This is a genomic window from Asaia sp. HumB (assembly GCF_030263835.1).
GTDB classification, from domain to species: Bacteria; Pseudomonadota; Alphaproteobacteria; order Acetobacterales; family Acetobacteraceae; genus Asaia; species Asaia bogorensis.
This window is the reverse complement of sequence record NZ_JARPML010000002.1, coordinates 605,706-628,644: the sequence shown is the minus strand read 5'-3', so window position 1 is coordinate 628,644 and position 22,939 is coordinate 605,706. Positions and strand designations below refer to the sequence as shown.

General features: G+C 58.1%; 17 protein-coding genes. 9 read left to right on the top strand and 8 right to left on the bottom strand.

The genetic code is table 11. The features are described 5' to 3' along the window. Nucleotides 1–22: 22 nt before the first annotated feature. Complete coding sequence (gene nagB / locus P5689_RS04110; protein WP_285532197.1) at nt 23–790, bottom strand: glucosamine-6-phosphate deaminase; 768 nt, start codon at nt 788–790, stop codon at nt 23–25. Nucleotides 791–1,117: 327 nt separating this feature from the next. On the opposite strand from nagB, the gene P5689_RS04105 reads away from it, so the two are divergent. The 4 genes from P5689_RS04105 (at nt 1,118) to P5689_RS04090 (ending at nt 7,299) form a co-directional block, all read left to right on the top strand. Further along, the gene (locus P5689_RS04105; protein ID WP_285532195.1) at nt 1,118–3,592 is read left to right on the top strand and encodes a TonB-dependent receptor domain-containing protein; all 2,475 of its coding nucleotides are present in this window, start codon (nt 1,118–1,120) and stop codon (nt 3,590–3,592) included. Nucleotides 3,593–3,684: 92 nt separating this feature from the next. After that, complete coding sequence (locus tag P5689_RS04100) at nt 3,685–4,638, top strand: BadF/BadG/BcrA/BcrD ATPase family protein (protein ID WP_285532194.1); 954 nt, start codon at nt 3,685–3,687, stop codon at nt 4,636–4,638. Between the two features lie 112 nt (nt 4,639–4,750). Further along, nucleotides 4,751–5,545 carry a deaminated glutathione amidase gene (locus tag P5689_RS04095; RefSeq protein ID WP_285532193.1) on the top strand — a complete coding sequence of 265 codons (795 nt, stop codon included), beginning with the start codon at nt 4,751–4,753 and terminating at the stop codon, nt 5,543–5,545. Nucleotides 5,546–5,793: 248 nt separating this feature from the next. Next, nucleotides 5,794–7,299, top strand: a complete 1,506-nt coding sequence (locus P5689_RS04090; protein ID WP_285532192.1) for an aldehyde dehydrogenase family protein — start codon at nt 5,794–5,796, stop codon at nt 7,297–7,299. Between the two features lie 66 nt (nt 7,300–7,365). On the opposite strand, the gene P5689_RS04085 is transcribed toward P5689_RS04090, so the two are convergent. The 6 genes from P5689_RS04085 to P5689_RS04060 all read right to left on the bottom strand — a co-directional run bounded on the left by P5689_RS04085 (nt 7,366) and on the right by P5689_RS04060 (nt 17,142). Beyond that, the gene (locus tag P5689_RS04085; RefSeq protein WP_285532191.1) at nt 7,366–8,865 is read right to left on the bottom strand and encodes a S10 family peptidase; all 1,500 of its coding nucleotides are present in this window, start codon (nt 8,863–8,865) and stop codon (nt 7,366–7,368) included. A gap of 415 nt (nt 8,866–9,280) precedes the next feature. Next, entirely contained in the window at nt 9,281–10,840 is a 1,560-nt protein-coding gene (locus P5689_RS04080; RefSeq protein ID WP_285532186.1) for an ATP-dependent endonuclease, read from the bottom strand. A 491-nt stretch (nt 10,841–11,331) separates the two neighbouring features. Further along, nucleotides 11,332–12,735 carry a class II fumarate hydratase gene (locus P5689_RS04075; protein ID WP_285532184.1) on the bottom strand — a complete coding sequence of 468 codons (1,404 nt, stop codon included), beginning with the start codon at nt 12,733–12,735 and terminating at the stop codon, nt 11,332–11,334. A gap of 1 nt (nt 12,736) precedes the next feature. Beyond that, on the bottom strand, nt 12,737–14,389 hold the full coding sequence (locus P5689_RS04070) for an NAD-dependent malic enzyme (protein WP_285532183.1): 1,653 nt from the start codon (nt 14,387–14,389) through the stop codon (nt 12,737–12,739). 220 nt (nt 14,390–14,609) lie between these two features. Beyond that, a complete protein-coding gene (locus P5689_RS04065) occupies nt 14,610–15,716 on the bottom strand; it encodes a P1 family peptidase (RefSeq protein ID WP_285532182.1) in 1,107 nt (368 codons plus the stop codon). Nucleotides 15,717–16,008: 292 nt separating this feature from the next. Then, entirely contained in the window at nt 16,009–17,142 is a 1,134-nt protein-coding gene (locus tag P5689_RS04060) for a type III PLP-dependent enzyme (protein ID WP_023979557.1), read from the bottom strand. Nucleotides 17,143–17,764: 622 nt separating this feature from the next. On the opposite strand from P5689_RS04060, the gene P5689_RS04055 reads away from it, so the two are divergent. After that, nucleotides 17,765–18,733 carry a YihY/virulence factor BrkB family protein gene (locus P5689_RS04055; protein ID WP_081866937.1) on the top strand — a complete coding sequence of 323 codons (969 nt, stop codon included), beginning with the start codon at nt 17,765–17,767 and terminating at the stop codon, nt 18,731–18,733. A gap of 136 nt (nt 18,734–18,869) precedes the next feature. Here P5689_RS04055 and P5689_RS04050 read toward each other — a convergent pair whose 3' ends face one another. Then, a complete protein-coding gene (locus tag P5689_RS04050) occupies nt 18,870–19,574 on the bottom strand; it encodes a septal ring lytic transglycosylase RlpA family protein (protein WP_023979559.1) in 705 nt (234 codons plus the stop codon). Nucleotides 19,575–19,855: 281 nt separating this feature from the next. Here P5689_RS04050 and aroQ point away from each other — a divergent pair, with 281 nt between their 5' ends. The 4 genes from aroQ to P5689_RS04030 are packed head-to-tail and all read left to right on the top strand — an operon-like array spanning nt 19,856 to nt 22,727. After that, nucleotides 19,856–20,311, top strand: coding sequence for a type II 3-dehydroquinate dehydratase (gene aroQ, locus P5689_RS04045; protein WP_023979560.1), 456 nt, complete (start codon nt 19,856–19,858; stop codon nt 20,309–20,311). Then, nucleotides 20,308–20,763 carry an acetyl-CoA carboxylase biotin carboxyl carrier protein subunit gene (locus tag P5689_RS04040; RefSeq protein ID WP_023979561.1) on the top strand — a complete coding sequence of 152 codons (456 nt, stop codon included), beginning with the start codon at nt 20,308–20,310 and terminating at the stop codon, nt 20,761–20,763. The genes aroQ and P5689_RS04040 overlap by 4 nt, the downstream gene beginning before the upstream one ends. A gap of 26 nt (nt 20,764–20,789) precedes the next feature. Beyond that, a complete protein-coding gene (gene accC / locus P5689_RS04035; protein ID WP_023979562.1) occupies nt 20,790–22,136 on the top strand; it encodes an acetyl-CoA carboxylase biotin carboxylase subunit in 1,347 nt (448 codons plus the stop codon). Between the two features lie 21 nt (nt 22,137–22,157). Continuing rightward, nucleotides 22,158–22,727, top strand: a complete 570-nt coding sequence (locus P5689_RS04030) for an NIPSNAP family protein (RefSeq protein ID WP_285532178.1) — start codon at nt 22,158–22,160, stop codon at nt 22,725–22,727. Nucleotides 22,728–22,939: the final 212 nt, after the last annotated feature.

Sequence of the window (22,939 nt, the reverse complement as noted above, 5' to 3'; positions counted from 1 at the left end):
TGCGACGCAGCACACGGGATTTTCAGCGCGGCCGGAAGTCTGCATTGCGTCTCGTCTGCTCTGTCAGGGCAGAGGCGCTGGCCTCGTCCAGAATGACCGTGCAACGGTCATGAAGCCGAATGGCCGACGCGCTGACCTGCGGCGTGACATCACCTTCAAGGGCGCGCGCCACGATATCTGCCTTGGCAGAACCAAGCGCAAGAAGCAGAAGATGTTTCGCTTCGAGAATGGTCCCGACGCCCATCGTCAGGGCCCGATCAGGCACCTTTTGAGGGTCCCCACCGAACATGGCGGCGTTCTGCTCGCGGGTGCGCTCATTGAGCGTGACGCAGCGCGTGCGCGTGTCGAATGGCGAGGGCGGCTCGTTGAAGCCGATATGCCCTGTATCGCCGATGCCAAGTAATTGCAGATCAATCCCGCCCGTGTCGCGTATCGATTGCTCGTAATCCGCACATTCCTGCGCAAGATCAGCGGCGACCCCGTTTGGGAGGTGTACGTTTGCAGGAGAAATATTGACGTGACGAAAAAGCAGATCGTTCATGTAGTAATGATAGGACCTGCGGTCATCGGCAGAGAGGCCAACATACTCATCAAGATTGAAGCTGGTTGTGCTTGAAAAATCGAGCCCCTGCTTCTGGTGTAGTCTGACCAGATCCCCATAGACGCCTTCCATGGTCCGTCCGGTCGCCAGGCCGAGCACAGGCGATGCGCAGGAGGTCATCACTGAGGCAATTTCGGCTGCGGCGAGTCGCATGGCGGAGCCGGACTCTGGCATAATAATAAGGCGCATGGACGGTCATGATCCTGTGTTGTGAAGCCCCTGATACATCCGGGGCGATACCGATTCCATCTCCTGATAAGACCTCCCCCTTTGTTTATCGACATAAATTAAGTGAAAATCGCGGGATCGACACTCAAACGTGACGTAATGCTAGTTTTCTGGCGCTGATTTTACCGAAAACTGGCAAATCACTTAGTTTTTCCAATAAACAATTGCAGGGCGAAAATCAGCCGTCTAACGTTTTTCAAGAACGCGGAACGATCCGGACGGACAACAAACTGTTCTTCCTATCGCGGCCGATTTATTTTGAATCCTCCACGCAGACGGGAGTGGACCATGCGCCATCTAAGACGTGATCTCCTTGTTTTCTGTTACGCTATCGCAATGAACTCGGTAGTTGGCGCAATCGCCGTACAGGCAGCGGAAACGCCCGATGGAAGCGGACAGTCCGGCAAGGCGCCGGTTGCCGCTCCGGCGCATAAGGCAGGCGCTGCGCATCGCCGGGCGGGGAGTGCGACTGAGGGTTCTGTTCTGGGGCCCAACCCGCAGGCAGAGGAAATCTCGGTCAGATCATCCAGCCGTCATGCAGATGGGACGACTAATACCACCCCGGGCGGCGGGTTGATGCCAAAGCAGACTGCGCCGCGCTCACAAAGCGGGGTGACGCGCGACTTCATCGCCAAGCAGGCGCCCACGGGCAATATCTCGTCGATGATCGCTAATCTGCCGGGCGTGGTCTATGCCAATCAAAGCCCGCTTGCGACGGCAGGTGACAATATCACCATGCGTGGCATGAACCAGAGCCAGATCGGTTACCTGTTTGAAGGTGCACCGCTGGCTGATCCGATCAATTACGAGCCTTACACGGCGATGCTTGTCGATACGGAAAATCTGGGTTCTGTGACGGTCTCACAAGGCTCGCCCGATCTCAATGCGCCGACATTCAACGCGGTTGGTGGGCAGATTTCAGCGACAGCGCTGAACCCGTCGCACAAATATGGTGGCTTCATCAATCTGATGGGAGGCAACAAGAGCGCCAACAAGGAATTCCTCCGTCTGGATACGGGTGATATTGGCCAGACTGGCATTCGTGGTTTCGTATCGTTTTCGCACCAATCGAACAATAACTGGCGTGGTCCCGGCGGGCTGAAGCGCTACCATGTCGATGCGAAGTTCGTGAAGGAATGGGGGGATGGCAACTCGATCAGCGCCATTTTCGGCTTCAACAAACAGGAGCAGACGCCTTTCCGGTCGCCAACGGCGGCCCAGTGGAAGCAATGGGGCGAGGGGCTGACCTATAGCGATCACTACACGCCAGGGGATGCCAGCTACTACAAGCTTCAGTTGAGCAATCTGAACTCGCAGGATGTGGTGGTGCCCATGCATTTCACGCTGGCACGCGGGCTCAAGCTGAGTGTCACGCCTTATTATGTTCATCAGTTCGGCCCCGCTGTTGGTGGCGAGAATATTCCGGCATCCGGAGGTACTTTCGGGACGCAGGTCTATGGCAATCTGAACCAGCCTTACGTCACCAACGGCAAGATTGCGACAGTTGCGGTCGATCCGTGGAACCAGAAAGTCGGTGCCATCAATACGTCTCTCGACTGGACCTCCGGGCACAACACGCTGTCTGGCGGTTACTGGTATTCCTATGCAACGCATGAGGAGCACTCGACCTTCGCGACCGTGGATTTCTCGGGCAAGGCTGCCAATTCCTATGGAGCGTATGGCATCCGTGTGCCGGGCGGTGATCTGCTGAGCGGCTACAACCTCAATTTCATGCAGCAGATCAACGCGCTGTTCATTGCTGACACGCTCAAACTGCTCAATGACAAGCTGACGCTGAGCGCGGGCTTTCGTACGGTCATGGTGTCACGTCAGGGGACGAATGATGTACCCGGAGCCGATCCCTACAAGACAGTGCGCAATTACTTCGCACCTCTGCCACAGGTGGCCATTAGCTATGCGCTGACATCCAAGGACCAGATCTATATCAACGGCACGACCTCGTTCCGTGCACCGGCTTCGGTGCAGGCCTATAGCCAGATTTTCGATCCCAACTCAGTTGGGGCCACATCACAGCCAGGCAGCCTGAAGGGCGAGTACGGTATTGGTGAGGAAATCGGTTATCGCCATAACGGCACGCTGATCCATTTTCAGGTTTCGGCGTTCAACATGAACCTGACCAATCATCAGGTAAGCTCCACCTCCTATATTCCTGGCACCAATACGCTGGTTTCCATGCCCATCAATGTGGGTGGCGAGACGATCCGCGGTATTCAAGGTGAGCTGGGGCTCAAGCCCTGGCATCATTTCAGCCCTTATGTCTCGGCCCAGTACCTGCACGCGACAACGGATAATAATCTGCCTGTCTCGGCGACCAACGCAGCGGGTCAGTCTGTCATCGATTATCTGCCAACGGCGGGCAAGACGATGGTGGCCACACCGCATGTGACAGCGTCCGTTGGTCTGGCCTATGACGACAACAGACAGTTTTTCGGGAATTTCAGCCTGCGTTATATCAGCTCGCAATATTCCACGTTCATGAATGACCAGCGCATGCCGGGCTATGTCGTGTCAGACATCACGCTTGGTTATCGCCTGCCTCATGTCGCGCATTTGAACGGCCCGAAAATCCAGCTCAATCTGGTCAATATCGGCAACAACATCTATCGTTCCGCACCAGCCAGTTTCGTCACCAGCGCCCAGAGCCGCACAGGGATTTACGGCAATCAGACCAAGGCTGGCTCACCGATCTATCTCGTTGGTGGCAACTTCGCGGCTCTGGTTTCACTCTCGACCGGGTTCTGATCCGGGGGGATGAATAACCGGATCGACTTGACTCATCGCCCCTGCCCGGAGAATGTCCGGGCGCGTTTCAATGGCCTAGAGACGGGAAACACGTGCGGAACAACGATATTGTCGCCATTGATGGCGGCGGCACGAAAACACTCCTTCTGCGCGTCAGACCCGACGCCTCCCTTGCCGACATACGCAAGGCCGGTGGGTCCAACCCGTTTGACGTGCCAGAGTGGCGGAGCGTGATTACAGGGCTACTGGAGGGTCAGCAGCCCTATATTCGTGCCGCAGCTTTCGGCATGGCAGGATTTGGCGAGAGCGGGCGTCTCAGCCGCGAACTGACACAGACACTCGGCGCAGCCTGTCCCGCGCCTCATGTCATCCATAATGATGTCGATATGGCCTGTCGGGGCGCCTTTCTGAACGGGCCGGGTGTGCTGCTGCTTTCTGGCACGGGGTCGATGGCCTGGGGGCAGGATGAGCAGGGGCGGACAGCCCGTGTGGGTGGCTGGGGCAGTCTCTTCGGTGATGAGGGAAGTGCCTACTGGATCGGGCGTCTGGCCCTTGCGTATCTGGCGCAGGTTCTGGATGGGCGCCTCCCTGACGAGACCGGCTTTCAGGCGCGTTTTGCAAGGATGCAGGGCTGGCCGGAGGAAACTACCGGATCCACGAGCGCTCTTCAGGAATGGTATGCAGGGCTGCACGAGGCCCGACCGGCCGTGGCAGCCCTCACAGCAGGGCTGGGGCGACTGGCAGAGCAGGGGTGTATCGTCTCGCATGACCTGTTTGCGCAGGCGGCGGAGCACCTTGCGCGGCATGTTCATGCCCTGCGTCACAGGCTCGACGCGCCGCATCTGGCATGGAGCTATGCCGGGGGAACCATGCGCAGCCCTGTTCTGCGCGAGCGTATCACGCAGCAATGTGGCGTACCTGTTGCGCCGGGTCTGCCCCCCATCGGGGGAGCCGTGCTCGTTGCCGCTCAGCTTGCGGGCTGGGTTACGGACAGCGCCTTCGTTGCGCGCCTGGGTGAGGCGCTGGAGGCCGCCGGGATCAGCTAGGGCGCTTCGGCGCTCTCGCAGCCTCTATCGCGTAACAATGGTGAAGACGTGATGGCAAGGCGTGCCTCGCCGGTCTAGGGTGGCGAGATCACGCACCGGAATGGAGCTTGCGATGCGCGTCGCGCTTGGACAGTTTATCGTTTCGGCCCAATGGGAAGAAAACCTTGCCATAGCGAGCGGGATGATCGCGCAGGCCCGAGCGGGTGGCGCGAAGCTGCTTGTGCTGCCGGAGGGGATATTGGCGCGCGATCCGGCGGACCCGGACCATATTCTACGCACGGCGCAGAAGCTGGATGGTCAGTTTGTCACCGGGTTGCTCGCGGTCACACAGGATATCACGGTCGCGTTTTGCGTAAACGTGCCTGATGGGGCAGGGCGGTTTCATAACACGCTCGTTGTCATGGCCGATGGTGCTATCCTGACCTGCTACAGAAAGCTGCATCTCTACGATGCCTTTGCCATGCAGGAATCACGCCTGATTGCCCCCGGCCATGATCTGCCACCTGTTCTCGATATCGGTGGCGTACGGATCGGGTTCATGACCTGCTACGATGTGCGCTTTCCGGAAATCGCGCGTCATCTGGCGCTCTCGGGTGCGGAGGCGATTGTTGTGCCTGCTGCCTGGTTGCGCGGGCCCGGCAAGGAGCGGCATTGGGAAATCATGCTGGCGGCCAGAGCGCTTGAGAACACCTGTTATGTGCTGGGGGCGGGTGAGTGCGGTCCGCAGAATATCGGCAACAGCATGGTGATCGACCCGCTTGGCGTGGTGGTGGTGGCCGCGCAGGGCGTCCGGCCGGGGTTGATCATGGCGACGCTCGACCGGAGCCATGTGCAGGAGGTCAGGCGCATATTGCCTGTGCTCGAAAACCGTTGTTTCGCTGCGCCTGTTCTGCGCGACGATCTTTGAGAGCGCAGTGAGGATACAGGGCGTGGTCGCCTCTTTCTGGCGACAGTGCTGCCCTTGCAGCGCTCTCACGAAGCGGTGACCTCTCGCGAGCTTGAGTAAACCCGACCGGCTTTTTCATGTTTATCTCATGAATAACGTTAAACGGCACAGTAATTATGTTGCTGATAACGGGTATATTGAGTTCGGGTGGTTAGGCTCAGACATCCCCCAAAGATGTCGTCCTACAGCCTACTGAAAAGGTAGATAAAATGTCGGGAAACAAGGCAGCCCCTCCATTTCGCGAACGCTATGGCAATTTCATCGGCGGACAGTGGCGTGAGCCAGTTTCTGGCCAGTATGTCGATAATCACTCGCCAGTCGATGGCCGCGTGCTGTGCCAGGTTCCCCATTCCACCCCTGCTGATATCGACATGGCGCTCGATGCCGCCGAGCAGGCGCGTGAGTCATGGGGCCGGACCTCGGTGGCTGACCGGGCGCTTCTTCTGCTCAAGGCAGCGGACCGTATGGAGGCCAATCTCGACCTCATTGCCCGTGCCGAAACCTGGGATAACGGCAAACCGGTGCGTGAGACGCTCAACGCTGATATTCCGCTGGCGATTGACCATTTCCGCTATTTTGCCGGGTGCATTCGGGCGCAGGAAGGTAGTCTGGGTGAAATCAATGACACCACTGTGGCCTACCATTTTCATGAGCCGCTGGGTGTTGTCGCGCAGATCATTCCCTGGAATTTCCCGATCCTGATGGCTGCATGGAAGCTGGCGCCTGCGCTTGCCGCCGGTAATTGCGTGGTCATGAAGCCCGCCCAGACGACGCCCGCCAGTATTCTGGTGGTGATGGATATCATTGGTGACCTGTTTCCGCCGGGCGTGCTTAATATCGTCAATGGCAGCGGGCGCGATGTAGGGGATTACCTCGCGAAAAGCCAGCGCATCGCCAAAGTGGCCTTCACGGGTTCGACCGGCGTGGGCAAGACCATTGCTCATGCCGCGGCAGAAAACCTCATTCCTGCAACGCTCGAACTGGGTGGAAAATCCCCCAATATCTTCTTTGCCGATGTGATGGATCGTGATGATTCCTATCTCGACAAGGCCATTGAGGGTTTCGCCATGTTCGCGCTCAATCAGGGGCAGATCTGCTCCTGCCCGAGCCGTGCGCTGGTGCATGAATCCATCTATGAGCGCTTCATGGAGAAAGTGCTGCCGCGCGTGCAGGCCATCAAACAGGGTGACCCGCTCGATCCCGCTACCATGATGGGGGCCCAGAACTCGCAGATGCAGCAGGACAAGATCCTGTCCTATATCGCTATCGGCAAGGAAGAAGGGGCCGAGCTTCTGACGGGTGGCAAGGCGGCAAAACTTGGCGGAACGCTGGATGACGGCTTTTACATCGAGCCGACTGTGTTCCGTGGCAATAACAAGATGCGTATTTTCCAGGAAGAAATCTTTGGCCCTGTCTTGGCGGTGACGACCTTCAAGACCGAGGAAGAGGCCCTGGCCATTGCCAATGACACCGAGTTCGGTCTGGGTGCGGGCGTATGGAGCCGTGATGCGAACACCTGCTATCGCATGGGGCGTGGGCTACAGGCCGGGCGCGTATGGGTGAATTGCTACCACGCCTATCCCGCCCATGCGGCCTTCGGTGGCTACAAGAAATCCGGTATCGGCCGCGAGACGCACAAGATGCTGCTCGACCACTACCAGCAAACCAAGAACCTGCTGGTCAGCTATAGCGAGACGAAACTCGGTTTCTTCTGAAACGGGCAGGAAGGGGATTCTACCCCTCTCCGTGGCACGGGGCGATAAACCCCGTGCGCGACCGTCTTACTTGGATGTATCGTTATAAAATGCCGAAACGTCGCGCGTGAGCGCGGCGCGGCTGGCAGGGCGGGTGTAGAGCATATGCCCGCCTTCATAGAGATGCAGCGCAATACGATCGGCGCCGACCGGGATATGGTCCTTGGTCCAGCGCGTGGTGCCGAACGGGCAGGCCATGTCGAAATAGCCATTGGCGATGAAGATATGCAGGCTGGGGTCGAGCGCCAGCATCTTGCGCAGAATACCGACCTGATCGGTCATTTGTGAGCCGGAACTGGTGAATTTCCAGGCGCCGTTCACTTCCATGCTCAGCAGATCATAGGTGAGGTCGGTCTTGTAGCCGAGCTCATTGGCCAGATAGCCGCTATAGGCATTGCCATAGGCACGACCGAAACCGGAGAGCGTCATTTCCGGGCTCTGACCGTTCTCGATGCCATCGGCGTACGGGTCAGGGATCGACTGGGTGAAGTCGTAGATGCCGTACAGGCGGCCATCCCGGCTGCGCACATCATGCGCAAACGGGTTGGGCTCGCCCATTTCCTTGGTAATGACATCCACCGGCAGGCCGGTGCGGGCGGCGAGATCGGTATAGAATTTCTTCGCGTCATCCCCCTTGGGCGGGGCATTGGCGATGGTGGTCAGATACGGGCCGAGCGCATAGTGATAGGCCTCATCCACCGCCTGCGGCGTCAGCTTGCCGATTTGCGACAGATGCGAGGCGATGAAGGTGGGCAGCGCCATGGCCGAGGCCATCGGGTTGTTCGTGTTGTCCAGAAACTGCATCTGGATGGCGGGTGAGATCATCACGATGCCATTGACGATGAGGTTCTGCTGCTGTTGCAACGCATCGGCCACCTGTGCCGAGCGGATGCCGCCATAGCTCTCACCCACCAGATAATGCGGCGAGCCCTGACGCCCGTTTTCACCCACCCAGAGCGCAATGGCCTTGGCGAAAGCCTCGCCATCCTTGGTGACGCTATAGAACTGCTCGGCAGCCTTTTTCGGGTCGGTCGGCTGCGAATAACCCGTGCCCACGGCATCGATGAAAACCATGTCGGTGGCGGGCAGCCAGCTATCCGGGTTGTCGGCCAGATGGGCGCGCGCGCCATCTTCCGGATGATCCGCCGGGAACTGCAGCACGCGCGGGCCAGCCGCACCGAGATTCAGATAGGCTGTGCCTGCGCCGGGGCCACCGTTGAAGAAGAACGACACCGGGCGCGTCTGGGCGTTCGCCCCGTCTTTCGTATAGGCCACATAAAAGACCTTGGCGGAGGGCTTGCCCTCCTTGTCACGCAGCGTGACCGTGCCCGCATGGGCAGTATAGGCAATGCTCTGCCCGCCTGCGGTCAGATGATGTTTCGTGATGGAATCCGCAGGCAGCAGCGCCGCCAATCCCTCCTTCGGCGCCTCGCTCTTTGCGGGCTCAGCTGCGTGAGCAGCGGGGAGGAGGGGCAGGGCGAAGCAGGCCGAAGCCAGCAACGCCGCAACAAGAGTCTTGCGCGACATGCAAAGTCCTTTCGAGTTTGGAACAGTATAACAATCTCGGAAGGGGGTGCAATGCGGGAGGGCAGGATCAGGGCGCTGCCCTGAAACCCACCAAAGGGCAGGCACCCTTTGGAAACACGTTGTAGAGGTTGGCCGTGGAACGGCTGTTTTCGCTGTCATTCCAAACGTAGAGCATGATGATATATGTCCACGTTAATGAGCAGTTCGTAATAATCTACTCAGCACCTTTAAGGTATAGTATCATACATGCTGCAGTTCAAAGCGGTTAAGAAAATAAAATTATATAGAAAATGACATTTTACATTTGTGAGATTTAGAAATATATTTCATATATACTTACAATGCCATCGGTCGTAATTATATCCTTCTTGAAAGGAGGGTTCCTTGAACTCTCCAATTCCAAGGTCGGAGTTTATTATACATCAGGTTGAGAAACGATGGTGGCCGCGTGAGTTAACCAGTCGCGCACTTGTTGTGTATAAGTGTACCAATAATTTGACTTGGCAGCTAGATTTATAATCTGAGATAGTCCTACAGATCTTTCAACATTTAAAGTACTTATTATTTTTCCTATAAGATAATGCTTATCTTTTTCATATTCTATATCAGAAGAGATATCATAAATTTCTCTCTCACTACCAGAGAGATCGTTCGGGTCTAAACTCCTTATCATATGATGTATTTGAGACTCTGGGGATAAGCCGAAATCAGAAGAAGGGTTGAATTGTCTTATACCATCAACACACTTTTCTCTAAATTGTTCGCGCCCTTCTTCAGTCCCGCTGACTACTTTTTCCAACTGCGTTTTTCTTTCGTCTTCCTTCGAGAGAACATCTCCATCCAAAACGTAGAGCTGTTTTTCACGGTCATATTTTTTTGTTAGCGCAAGCCCCCCTACAACGCTAAAACAGTTACTTGCTGATCCGTAGAAAACCGTATTCACATGTCGCTTTATTTTTAATCTAGATGCTTCCCAATCAACGATAGACTTAGCAACATCGTCTTCAACGAATACTTCTAGCGTCCTAGTCATATCTCCTGTTAGTCTATGGAGTATATCTGGCGTAGTATTAGAAAAACACAACGTCTTTGCTTCTAATGGGTGCGTAGTTCCGCCCGCAATTACAGAAGAATCTTTGATTTCGATTGTGTGAAGATGCTTTATGCTAACAATGTCTGATTCAGTAAGTATTGTCTCTCTGTGAGATGTGAAAATTACCTGCAGATTCTTAGATGATGCTCTTCCGGAAATGGACCTGAGTAACCTTTTCAATGCATCTGTGTGAAGAAGAAGATCTATTTCATCTATCAAAATCAATCCATATTTTGGTGCGGTAAATACTGATGATAATATTTGTATAACTCTTTGCTCTCCAGCACCCATAGCTAAAGAGGAGTATTTTATGCTTTTCAATGATAATCCGGGAAATATTTTTCCATTTGCTGTCACATGAACGCTTAGTTCGTCATAATTTTTGTTAAATATATTACTCATTTCGGCTATAATTAGATCTGAATCATCATGTTTTTTTGTGCTGAACTTAATTGTTCCTGCTGCTCTTTCTTCCTCAATTCGCGGAACGCATGTTTTGATTCCAATAAAATCTACAAATCTTTCCGGCCTACGAATATATTTCGGAGACCATCGATCAGTCATTTTTCTGTAAGTGGTCTCTTCATGACTGATTTCTTGCGTGCCTTCTCGATAAGAATGGACCATGGTAAATTTGCTACCCTTCCACGTACTGTGTGTAGTGGGGGTAAAAAAATCGCTAAACTTCCAATTTTTTCGAGTTTTCCCACTTTCCGGTTTATAGCAGCAAGCTAAAGCGTGGAGAATGGTTGACTTTCCTGAGCCATTTACTCCAACAATAGAAGTTAGGTTTTTTTCGTCGAATCTTATTTCTTGAAGATTTCTCACACCCTTGAGGTGATCTATTTTCAAGTAATGTATTACTTGTTGCGATGCTGGCATTTTGAATATCCCTAGTTTCTCTCTTCTGGGGTGACAATAACCCCTTCGAGCTTTTTTGGAAATTCGAGCATGAGCATTTTGGCGTAGCAGGATGCTCCCCATGGAAGGGGCTCGTGACCTGTAACAGTTCGATACGCTGCTTGTAATCCGCGTCAGTCAACGCCGGCTAATAACCCAGCCGGATGTCCCTCAAATGCCCCATCGAGACGGCAAGATTTAAGCCCACGACCCTGGCTTAACGCCATATGATCTTGAACGCTATATCAAGAAGTGACGCATTATCCGCCCTTGTGAGGCTAAGATCTTGCATAGTCTAGATGAGTGCGAGCGCCTCCAATGCACAGTGCTCGAATAACTGCTTTCCTTGTCCCGTTGCCCCAAGTCGGGCATTCGGGTCTCCCCTCAACGCAGACGTAGTGCGCTGCTAAATTTCTTGGGATGAAAGGGGCTTCCGCCCCTTTCCGGGGGGCGGGGCAGAGTCCCGCTTTCCCTTACTTCCCCTTCAAATTCGGTGCCAGCATGGTGCGCGGGTCGACCAGGCGGTCGAAATCGGCTTCGCTGACGGCATTCAGGGCCAAGGCGGCCTCTTTCAGAGTGCAATCATGGTCCATGGCGTGATGCGCGACTTTTGAGGCCGTGTCGTAGCCGATGGTGGGGGCGAGGGCCGTCACCAACATGACGGATTCTGCCACATAGCGCTCGATGCGGGCGAGGTTCGGCTTGGTGCCTTCAATCAGGAACGTACGGAAGTTCTCGCTGCCGTCATGCAGCAGGGTGATGCTCTGCATGATGTTCTGGATAATGAGCGGCTTGTAGACGTTCATTTCCAGCAGCCCACCGGCGCCGCCGAAGCCTACCGCCACGTCATTGGCCATCACCTGCACGGCCAGCATGGCCAACGCCTCGGCCTGGGTCGGGTTGACCTTGCCGGGCATGATGGACGAGCCAGGCTCGTTTTCGGGCAGATGCAGCTCGGCAAAGCCGGCGCGCGGGCCGCAGGAGAGCAGGCGGATATCGTTCGCGATCTTGTAAAGCGCGCCTGCCGTGGTGCGCAGCGCGCCCGAGAAATGCACGAGCGCATCATGCGCGCCCTGCAGGGCGAACTTGTTTTCGCCGCTGACGAAGGCGGCGTCGCTCAGGCGGGCGATTTCGGCGCAGGCACGACCGGCAAAGGGGGCATCGGTATTGATACCGGTGCCAAGCGCGGTGCCGCCAAGGGCGAGGGGGTAAAGACCCTTCTCGGCTTCCTGAATACGGATGATGTTCTCGCGCAACATTCCGGCATAGCCGTGGAATTCCTGACCCAGCGTGACCGGCACGGCATCCTGCATATGGGTGCGGCCAATCTTGACGATGTCCTTCCACTCTTCGGCCTTGGCCTCGATGGATTCTGCCAGACGGGTCAGGGCCGGAATCAGCCTGCGACGGCTGCCCAGCACGACGGCCACATGCATGGCGGTGGGGAAGTTGTCGTTGGACGATTGCGACATGTTGACGTGGTCATTAGGATGAACCGGGCGCTTGCTGCCCAAAGCTTCGCCGGAAAGCTGGCAAGCGCGGTTCGAGATGACCTCGTTGATGTTCATGTTGAACTGGGTGCCAGAGCCGGTCATCCAGACATGAAGCGGGAACATGTCGGCATGCTGACCGGCCAGGATTTCATCGCAAACACTGGTGATCAGCTTGTATTGCGTCTCGCCCAGACGGCCGCTCTGTTGATTGGCGCTCGCACAGGCGCGCTTGACGATGGCATAGGCCTCGATCATCTCGCGTGGCATCAGCTCACGGCCGATGCTGAAATAATGAAGCGAGCGCTGCGTTTGCGCGCCCCAGAGCTTGTCGGCCTGGATTTCGATTTCGCCGAGGCCGTCGCTTTCGATGCGTGTATCGGTCATGTCAGATCTTCTCATAAGCACAATATTCGGGCGTCCAGACCAGAGACTGGATGCGTTCAAGCAATTCGTCATCGCTGAAAGAAGGGCAAACGCCATCTTCACGCGCCTGACGGGCGGCGGCTTCGGCCACGGCCAGAGCCACCTTGCGCAGCTGCGTGACGGGCGGCAGCAGATTGCCATCGGGGTTGCTGCGCAGCGGTGAAAGCGAGGCGAGACCGCGGGCTGCGGCCATGAACATGGAATCCGTCACGCGGGTCGCGCCGGTGGCCAGCAGGCAGAGACCGAGACCGGGGAAGATATAGGCGTTGTTGGTCTGGTCCACGCGATGGGTGCGGCCATGCAGGTCGAGCGGCGGGAAGGGGCTGCCCGTGCTGACCAGTGCGCGCTCATCCGACCAGGCCATAATGTCCTCAGGGGTCGCTTCGGAATGGGAGGTCGGGTTGGAGAGGGGGAAGATGATAGGGCGTTTGCAGGTCTTGCTCATCTCGCGCACGATGGTCTCGGTAAACAGCCCCTTCACGCCGGACACGCCAATCAGGATGCTGGCCTTGCATTCGCGCATGACGCTTTCGAAATCGGTGGGGTGGTCTTTCCAGTCCTTGCGGGCAAAAAGCGCCTGACCATCGGTCAGCCCTTCGCGCCCGTCCAGCAACAGCCCGTCCTGATCGAGCATGTAGAAGCGGGCTAGCGCGTCTTCCTCGCTCGCGCCCTCGTCGAGCATGACCTGAAGCAGCAGCTTGGCGATGCCCACACCCGCCGAGCCCGCGCCCAGCATGACGATGGTTTCGTCTTTGAGCTTGCCGTCATGGGCCGCATTGGCGCTCAAAATGGCAGCAGTGGTGACGGCCGCCGTACCCTGGATATCATCATTGAAGGTGCAAAGCCGGTCGCGATAGCGCTCAAGAATGGGGGCCGCATTGGCGCCGCTGAAATCTTCCCAGTGCAGGGCCACATGGGGCCAGCGTGTCTGCACGGCGGTCACGAAACGCTCGATGAAGGCGTCATATTCCGCGCCGCGTACGCGCTCGTGACGCCAGCCAATATAGGCCGGGTTTTGCAGCAGATCCTGATTATTGGTGCCGGTATCGAGCACGATCGGGAGGGTCTGGTCAGGCGAGATACCCGCGCAGGTGGTGTAGAGCGACAGCTTGCCAATAGGGATGCCCATGCCGCCTGCGCCCTGATCACCGAGCCCGAGGATACGCTCGCCGTCCGTGACGACAATCACACGCACATCGTCATAGGCGGGGTTGTCGAGGATATCTTCCATCGACTCGCGCTCGGGGTAGCTCAGGAACAGGCCACGCGGACGACGCCAGATCTCGGAGAAACGCTGACAGGCTTCACCCACGGTGGGAGTATAGACCAGCGGCAGCATCGCATCGATCTTACGGGTCAGCAGCGCGTAGAACAGCGTTTCGTTCGTATCCTGCAATTCACGCAGATGCACATGGCGTGCAAAAGGTGAGGGCAGGGCATCGAGGAATTTCAGCGCTGCCTCAACCTGCTGGTCCAGTGTCTGGACGGCTTTGGGCAGGAGGCCATGCAGCTCGAAAGCATCGCGCTCCTCGCTGGAAAAGGCGAGGCCCTTATTGAGGAATGGATGGTTGAGCAGATCCTGCCCCGAGAGCGCAACAGACAGCGTTCTGGTCATGGGCTTGTCTCCGGAAAAAATGGTCGGGGCGGTTTCGCCAGAAATCGCGGGCAGGAAGAAAAACATATGCTGAGTCATGTGGCGAGCCCTGATAGAGCTAACGTGATCGCAGCGTTATTATCCCGGCATTATTTTCCTGCCTCGCCCTCTGTGTTGTCGGCACGATGGGGTGGCTGTTGCGCCAGGGCGGAATTACCGGTGCGTGATTGCCGGTGCGCGATTACCGGCGCGAAGGTATGTCCGACCACAGGTCGATGTTCATGCCCGGTGGGCGTGTTGCGGTGTAAACCCCTCTCGCGACTGCGCGGGCCAGCACATCGGCGGCAATACTGCCCAGACGAGCCACCATCAGAGCCCGCCCTTCGTCCTTTATCGTGCGGCGCTGCGTTGAGAGTGCGAAGATCGTATCGCCATCGAAAGGCGAGTGGACGGGGTGAATGGCCCGGGCGAGCCCATCCTGTGCCATCATGGCAATGCGCTTGAGGTCGTCTTGGTCGAGGGTCGCATCCGTTGCGATGCAGGCCAGGGTCGTGTTGGCACGTGGGGCGGGGTCGAGTTTCGTACCGGTCCAGTCATCCGGGGCGATCGTAGTGGTGGAGACTCCAAGGCCGCCAAACTCCTGCCCCTGCTCGAAAGGGGCGGCCCAGAACTGACGCTGGTGCGGAGGTGTCACGGCACCAAGGCTGTTGACGGCAACAAGGGCTGCAACTGTGATTCCATCCTCCGTGACCCAGGAGGCTGAACCGATGCCTCCCTTGAGGCGGCCCGATGTCGCGCCGTATCCCGCGCCAATTGTGCCAAGTTCGAGGCTGCGCTGCGCATCGCGCACGGCCTGCATACCGAGTGCCCGATAGGGTGGGGTTTCGCCCCAGTTCTTGTCTCCGCCGTTATCGAGGTCATACAGGATGGCGGCTGGAACGATGGGCGAGACGGGCACACCCGCCACACGGCGCATGGCAAAGCCACGCCCCTGTGCGCCAAGCCATGCGGCCACTCCATCGGCTGCGGCTAGGCCGTAAACCGACCCGCCCGAGAGGGTGAGGGCATCGATGCGATGGACGAGATTCCAGCCATTCAGCGCGTCGGTTTCACGCGTGCCGGGACCGCCGCCGCGCACATCGGCAGCACAGGGTACGGGCTGGTCCGGCAGAATGACGGTCACACCAGTGCGGCGCACGCTGTCCTGCGCCTGCCCGATTTTGAGGCCCGCAACATCGGCAAGTGTGTTGGATTGCCCCACATGGCCGTGTGACGCGGCCCGGGTCTTGTGTGTGCTCGCAAGCGCTGTCGCTGCCAGGCTGGCGAGGCAGAAAGCACGGCGTTTCATGGCGGGGGTCCTTTGGGCATATGCTGGTTCGGGCGGGCCAAACTAGAGCGATTACACGCAAGGGAGCAATGAAGCACCTGCACTGGCCCGCGGTGAGTTAGCCAGCGGCACAAGGCGGTGCGCTTCCGGACAAGCATCATCCAGCCCAAAAGAAAAAAGCGCCTCTCGATCCCGTTGGGGATCGAGAGGCGCTTTCTCCGTTTCGCAACAGATCGGGTCCTGAAAGCTTTAGGCAGGAAGCTGATGGTGGTCAGCGTGCATGACCGCCGCGAGCCAGGGCCAGATTAAGCGCTCAAATATAATGCTCGCTCAGTGGGGCAAAGCCGTTGAAGCCGGTGGAGCAGTAGGTGGTGACATAGGCGCCGGTGGTCAGCAGCTCGATACGATCACCCGAATTCAGGGCGTGTGGCAGCTGGACGCGGTTCTTCTCATACATGATATCGACGCCATCGCAGCTCGGGCCGGCAACGACTGTCTCACCCGTGGGCAGACCGTCATGCGGGGTGCGGAAACGATAGCGAATGGCCTCGCCTTCGGTCTCGGCCAGACCGCCGAAACGACCGATATCGAGGTAGACCCAGCGCGGATCGCTTTCCTTGCCACCACGGCGGCTGACAAGCACGACTTCGGTCGAGACAACCCCGGCTTCAGCCACCATGAATCGGCCCGGCTCGATCAGCATCTGCGGCAGGGCATTGCCGAAATGCTCGGTCATGGCGCGACCAATGGCCAGACCGAACTGTTCGATCTCGGGAATGTCGTCGCGGTAACGTACGGGGAACCCGCCACCGAGATTGACCATCTTGAGATCGATGCCAGCCGCCGAGAGATCGGTGAAAAGCATGGCGACCTTGGCAATAGCCGCCTCATAGGCAGCCGTGCTGGTCTGCTGGCTGCCCACGTGGAAGGACAGGCCGTAGGGTTCGAGGCCGAGCTCGACCGACTTCAGCAGCAGATCCCTGGCATGATTGACCGTGGTGCCGAACTTGCGCGACAGCGGCCAGTCAGCGCCCTCATTCTCGACGGCAAGGCGGCAGAAAACGCGCGAGCCGGGGGCGTGTTCAGCCAGCTTTGCCAGCTCTTCCTCGCTGTCGAAAACGAACAGGTCGACGCCAAGACCGAACGCCTCCCGAATGGACGAGACCTTCTTGACGGTGTTGCCGAACGAAATCTGGCTGGGCTGTGCGCCAGCGGTAAGGCACTGGTGGATTTCACCGATGGAGGCCGCATCGAAAGACGAGCCCAGACGCACGAGGCGCTCAAGGATCGGGGCAGCCGGGTTGGCTTTGACGGCGTAATAGATCTGCGCAAGCGGCAGGGCATCACGCAGGGCATGATAGCGTGCCTCGACATGATCGACATCGACCACGAGGCAGGGAGTTGCCGGTTGCTGCTCGGCAAGATAGCGGACGATTTTCGGAGTCATGAGTCACTCCTCCCGAAATCCGCCCGGAACTGCACGGGCGGAATTGTTGCGAAACGGTCGAACGGACCGGCGATCAGGACGAGGCTGAGTGCCCGTGAAAGTGAGCAGGATCAGCCCGATTGCCAGAACGCTTGACGTCGTTGCGTAACCTACAGAGGGCCAGTGGCACGTGCGTTGCTGCGTGCGGCGCATATGGGACCAAAGTCCCCCTGTTGCAACTAAAAAATGGGCCGGACTTGTATTTTTCACATGGGGGCCGCAGTTGTCGCGTTTCAACGTCGGTGGGCCTGCAACGTTTCTCGTGCCGGGGCGTCATTCCGACAGTAAATCTGTGCCGCGCGCCGGGTGACATATGCTGTGTTCATCAGGCGGAACGGGGCTGCTTTGGTAGAAGGAAGTGTTTGTGGACGAGTCACCGACCCAGAAAACTCAGTTGTCGCGAGCTGCTGCAGAATCGGGCGGTGCCCTTGGGGAGGCACGACCGACCGAGATTGATACGACTGCAACGCGCAACGCGACGCCGGACCAGCGGGAGGAGGACACCTCAGTAGGGGAAGTCGACATCCCGGAAGAGGCCTTGGGTCGCGAAGCACCCGGCACGGGGGCACGAAGCCCCATCCACATGCCGCTGGGCGGCTGGAAACTGGTCATGCGCCAGACATTCAGCAATCTGGGATCGAGCCAGACCAGTCTCTCGGCTGCAGGCTGCGCCTTCTACGCCACGCTCTCGCTTTTCCCGGCCATATCCTCTTTGATTTCAGTCTATGGGCTGATTTTCGATCTGCAGACGGTCGAGCCTCAGCTCAATGTGCTGCGTAATCTGCTTCCGCCGACTGCGTTCGAACTGATTGCCTCACAGATCCATACGCTGATCGCCCAGCCTCATGCGTCACTGACTGTCGGCCTGATTTTCTCCACCGTGATCGCTTTGTGGTCCGCGTCTGCAAGCACGAAATCGGTGCTGTCTGCGCTCAACCTCGCTTATGACGTTCTGGAAACACGCGGTTTCTTCCGGTTCCAGTTTCTCGCTCTGGGGGTGACTTTCGGCGCGGTCGTGGGCGCCTGCCTTACGCTGGCCCTGATGGTGGCGTTCCCGGCGCTGATCGATTACCTGCCGGACCTGCTCAACAGGTTCGGTCTGCGCAACCTGCCGCCGGAAATCCTGTATCTCACGGATTACCTCATGAGCTACAGCACGCGCTACATCGTCCATTTCGGTGCGCCGGCTCTCATGCTGCTTTTTGTGTTCATGGCGGTGACGTTGCTGTTCCGCTACGGCCCCTGCCGCGACAAACCGGACTGGCGCTGGATCGTGCCAGGCTCGCTGGTCGCAACGCTCCTCTGGGTTCTGACCTCGCTCGCCTTCTCCTATTATGTGAGCCATTTCGCGAGCTACGGCTCAACTTACGGTCCCCTGGGCGCCGTCGCTGCCATCATGATGTGGTTCTTCGTTGGCACCTATGTCGTGCTGTTTGGCGCAGAACTGAATGCCGGGCTCGAGGACCGGATGCGAGGCTTCAACCCCAAGATGCCCGGTATGACCCGTGTGCAGGAGGAACCTGAGCCTGCGGCGGTACAAAGCGGGGATTAACGAGCGGGCGTAGGCGCGCAAGGGCCTGAAAACAGAAAAGGCACCGGATCATACCGGTGCCTTTTTCTATTGGAATCGTAAGTTCCAGAATTTTCGCTTAGAGGCGCATCAGGCATATGAGTGGCCCCGCGGCCTCTTACTTATGGTGATGGCGGGCGTGATGAACCGGTGCGTGCGAGGCTGAGGCCGTTTTAGCCTCATGCGGTGTCATGACCGGGGTCACAGCGTCCATCGCTTGGGCATTCGTGTCGTCGGCCTCTGCCTCGGCCACTTCGATCGGCTCGTCTTCCTTGATCGGCGCGCCGGCCGGGATTGGAGCAATCTTCACATGGGCTGTACCGCTACCCAACATGCCGATCTCTGCGGCGGCTGCATGGGAGAGATCGATGATGCGGCTGTTGAACGGTCCGCGATCGTTCACCGTGACGATAACAGAGCGTCCCGTGTCCTCGTTCTGGACGAGAACCTTGGATCCCATGGGCAGGGTCGGATGGGCTGCGGTTAGAGCATGACTGTCTAGGCGCTCACCGCTGCTTGTGCGATGGCCGGCAAGGCGACGACCGTACCAGCTGGCGACGCCATGTTCCGACCAGGCGAGGACATTATGGCTCGCAAGAGCAATGCGATGGGCCCGCTTGGCGAGGGCAAGCCGCACTGAAGAAGCCCAGGGCGCATGATCGGCGGGGGCTTCGGTCAGCTGGTCCGGCTGGGAGGTTGTTGCGGCATGAGCGCCGTGTTTTGGCGCGAGCACTGTGCAAAGCAGAGCGATGCCACCGATTCGAGCGCGGAGACGCTTCTTGCAGCGTTCCGTGGAACTGTATGCGCGTTTTCTGCTTTTCATAGATGTCACGACAGCGTGCAGCCTTTTGCCCAGTTACTCCGAACGAACGATTGCCCCGACAAGCCAAGGCGGCGAACGACGTGTGTATCACAGACCGGCCCGATCACGAAATCCTGAGGCGGGGCAAGGTTTTTTGCACCGCATCATCACCGTGAAACTGCCACCTGTCTGTCTCCTGTGTGGCAAGTGAGCCTATAAACAGGGCAGGAATGAGGCGTAATCCTGCGGTGCGGTGCAGGGAGGCTTTTACGCAAGTTGTGAAAGTGCTACGGGCTCCTCTCATGATTCGCCCGATGATTGCCGTGCTTAACGGCCCCAACCTCAACATGCTCGGAATGCGGCAGCCGGAAATATACGGCCATGCGACCCTGGATGACCTCGAACAGGTCTGCATCCAGGCTGCCGAGCAGCTCGATGTTGCCATCGATTTTCGTCAGACGAATATCGAGGGCGAACTGGTTTCCTGGATCCAGGAATGCCGGGGGAGGGCGCGTGGCATCGTGATCAATCCGGCGGCCTATGGCCACACCTCCATCGCTTTGCTCGATGCGCTGCTGGCCACCGGTCTGCCGACGGTGGAGGTTCATATCTCCAATATCCATCGCCGCGATGCCTTTCGCCATCATACCTATACCTCCCAGGCCGCTATTGGCGTAATCTGCGGGTTTGGTGTGCGTGGCTATGCCATGGCATTGCGTGCACTCTATGACATGATTGAAGACGAGGACGAACGATGAGCCGTATGCTCGTGGACGCGGATGCCATCCGGGCATTGGCTGATATTCTGACCGAAACCGGACTGACCGAAATCGAGGTCGCGGAAAAGGACAGCCGCATTCGTGTGGCCCGCAATGCCGGTGGTCAGGTTGTGCACGCTGTGGGCGCGGCCCCTGTTGCCGCAGCGCCGGTTGCAGCGCCTGCTCCGGCTGCTGCGCCGGTCGATGCAGCAAGCCACCCTGGCGCTGTCAACAGCCCGATGGTCGGCATTGCCTATCTGGCGCCCGATCCGTCGGCACCGCCTTTCGTGCAGGAAGGTCAGGCCGTTGCAGCCGGTCAGACCCTGATGCTGATCGAGGCCATGAAGACCTTCAATCAGATCAAGGCGCCGCGTGGCGGCACATTGAAGCGTATCCTGGTTTCCAGCGGTGACCCGGTTGAATTCGGCGAAGCGCTCGCCATCATAGAATAAGCATTATTGACTGAGTCTGGGGCCTGATGTTTTCCAAGATCCTGATCGCCAATCGCGGCGAAATCGCGCTTCGCATCCTGCGCGCCTGCCGTGAACTGGGCATTGCAACGGTTGCCGTGCATTCCACGGCCGATGCCGATGCCATGCATGTCCGACTGGCGGATGAGGCGGTCTGCATCGGCCCGCCTTCGTCGCGCGAATCCTATCTGAACGTGGCGGCCATTCTCTCCGCCGCGACCATTACCGGGGCAGAAGCCATTCATCCGGGTTATGGCTTCCTGTCCGAGAATGCCGATTTTGCTGAGACGGTCGAGGAGCACGGCTTCGTGTTCATTGGCCCGACCGCCCATCATATCCGTACGATGGGTGATAAGATTATGGCCAAGACCACCATGCGTGAGCTTGGTGTACCGCTTGTGCCGGGCTCTGATGGTGCCTTGCGCGATCTGGCAGCAGCGCGTGAAGTTGCTGCCAAGGTCGGCTATCCTGTGCTGATCAAGGCTGCCGCCGGTGGCGGTGGTCGCGGCATGAAGGTCGCTCAGACCGAGGATGAGATCGAGGAAGCCTGGTCGGTCGCTCGTACCGAAGCACGCGCAGCGTTTGGTAATGACGAGGTCTATCTCGAGAAATATCTCGACAAGCCGCGTCATATCGAGCTGCAGATCATGGCCGACACGCATGGCAATGTCGTGCATTTCGGCGAGCGTGACTGCTCGCTGCAGCGTCGCCACCAGAAGCTTCTGGAAGAGGCTGGCTCACCCGTCCTGACCGCCGAAGAGCGTGACGCGATCGGCGCCACCGCAACGTCAGCGTTGAAGAAGATGGGCTATCGCAATGCCGGTACGCTCGAATTCCTGTATCAGGACGGTCAGTTCTGCTTCATCGAGATGAACACGCGTCTGCAGGTCGAGCATCCGGTGACCGAGATGGTGTGCGACGTCGATCTGGTACGTGAGCAGATCCGTGTCGCGGCCGGTGAAGCCCTTGGATACGAGCAGTCGGACATCACGTTCAGCGGTCATGCCATCGAGTGCCGCATCAATGCTGAAGACCCCGAGACGTTCATGCCCAACCCCGGCACGATCAAGGTGTTCCATGCACCAGGCGGGCTGGGTGTGCGCATCGATAGCGCCATCTATGCGGGTTATCGCGTGCCCCCTTACTACGACAGCATGATTGCCAAGCTCATTGTCCATGCGCCGACCCGTGCAGAAGCCATTGCCCGCATGATGCGTGCGCTGGATGAATGTGTGGTCGATGGCGTGAAAACGGTCATTCCGCTGCATCGCAAGATTCTGGCGGACCCGCAGTTCCAGAAGGGTGACTACACGATTCACTGGCTGGAAAAATTCGTCGAATCACTCAAGAAGTAAGAAGCGCGAGGAAAAGCCCCGATGTCGGTATGTGTTGAAACCTTTGTTCTCACCTGCCGCTCGGGCAGCGTTCCTCAGGTTGTCGCCGCGCTTGAGGCGCCACTTGTGGGGCGTGCCGGTTTCCTTGGATGCTGGACAACCGAACTGGGCATCCTGAATCAGGTTGTCGTCATGTTCGAGAAGCTGCCGGACGACATCGTGTGGCCCGGTTCTGATCACGGCGTGCAGGGCATTGTGCAGCAGGAATGGACGCTCCACGCTGGAACGTCCCCGCAGCCCGGCACGTATGGCGGTGCCTATGAGTGGCGTCTCTATGATATCCTGGACGGGTGCGAGGCACAGGTCGTCGGTCTGATGGAGGCCTCGACTCCCGCGCGGGCCGAGATCTCCCCCGCCTACGCCGTTATGACCGCCTCCCAGGGCGCATCACGCCTCCTTCACATCTGGCCTTATGCCGATCTCGCGGACCGTGCTGCCAAGCGGAAGCTGGCGGTGGAAAGTGGTGCGTGGCCGCCAAAAAATATCCTGCCCCTGCTCGGCACCAGGCAAAGCAGTATCCTGACGCCAGTGGCTTTCTCGCCCAGCCGTTAAAGGCAACGCTGTCGGGCTTCGCGCCCTGCGCATCGGATGACCGAAGCTCGGGAAGGAATGTCGTCCTATCCCGGGCACAGACCAATGGTGACGGGTCCGTTCGGCTGAGTGGCCAGATTGTTGCGCCAGCAAACCTCTCGAATCGGAGCATACGTGCTAGGGGTACAGACTGGGTGTCGGTCAAATGCGCCCCTTCCTTCGATCCGGCTTGT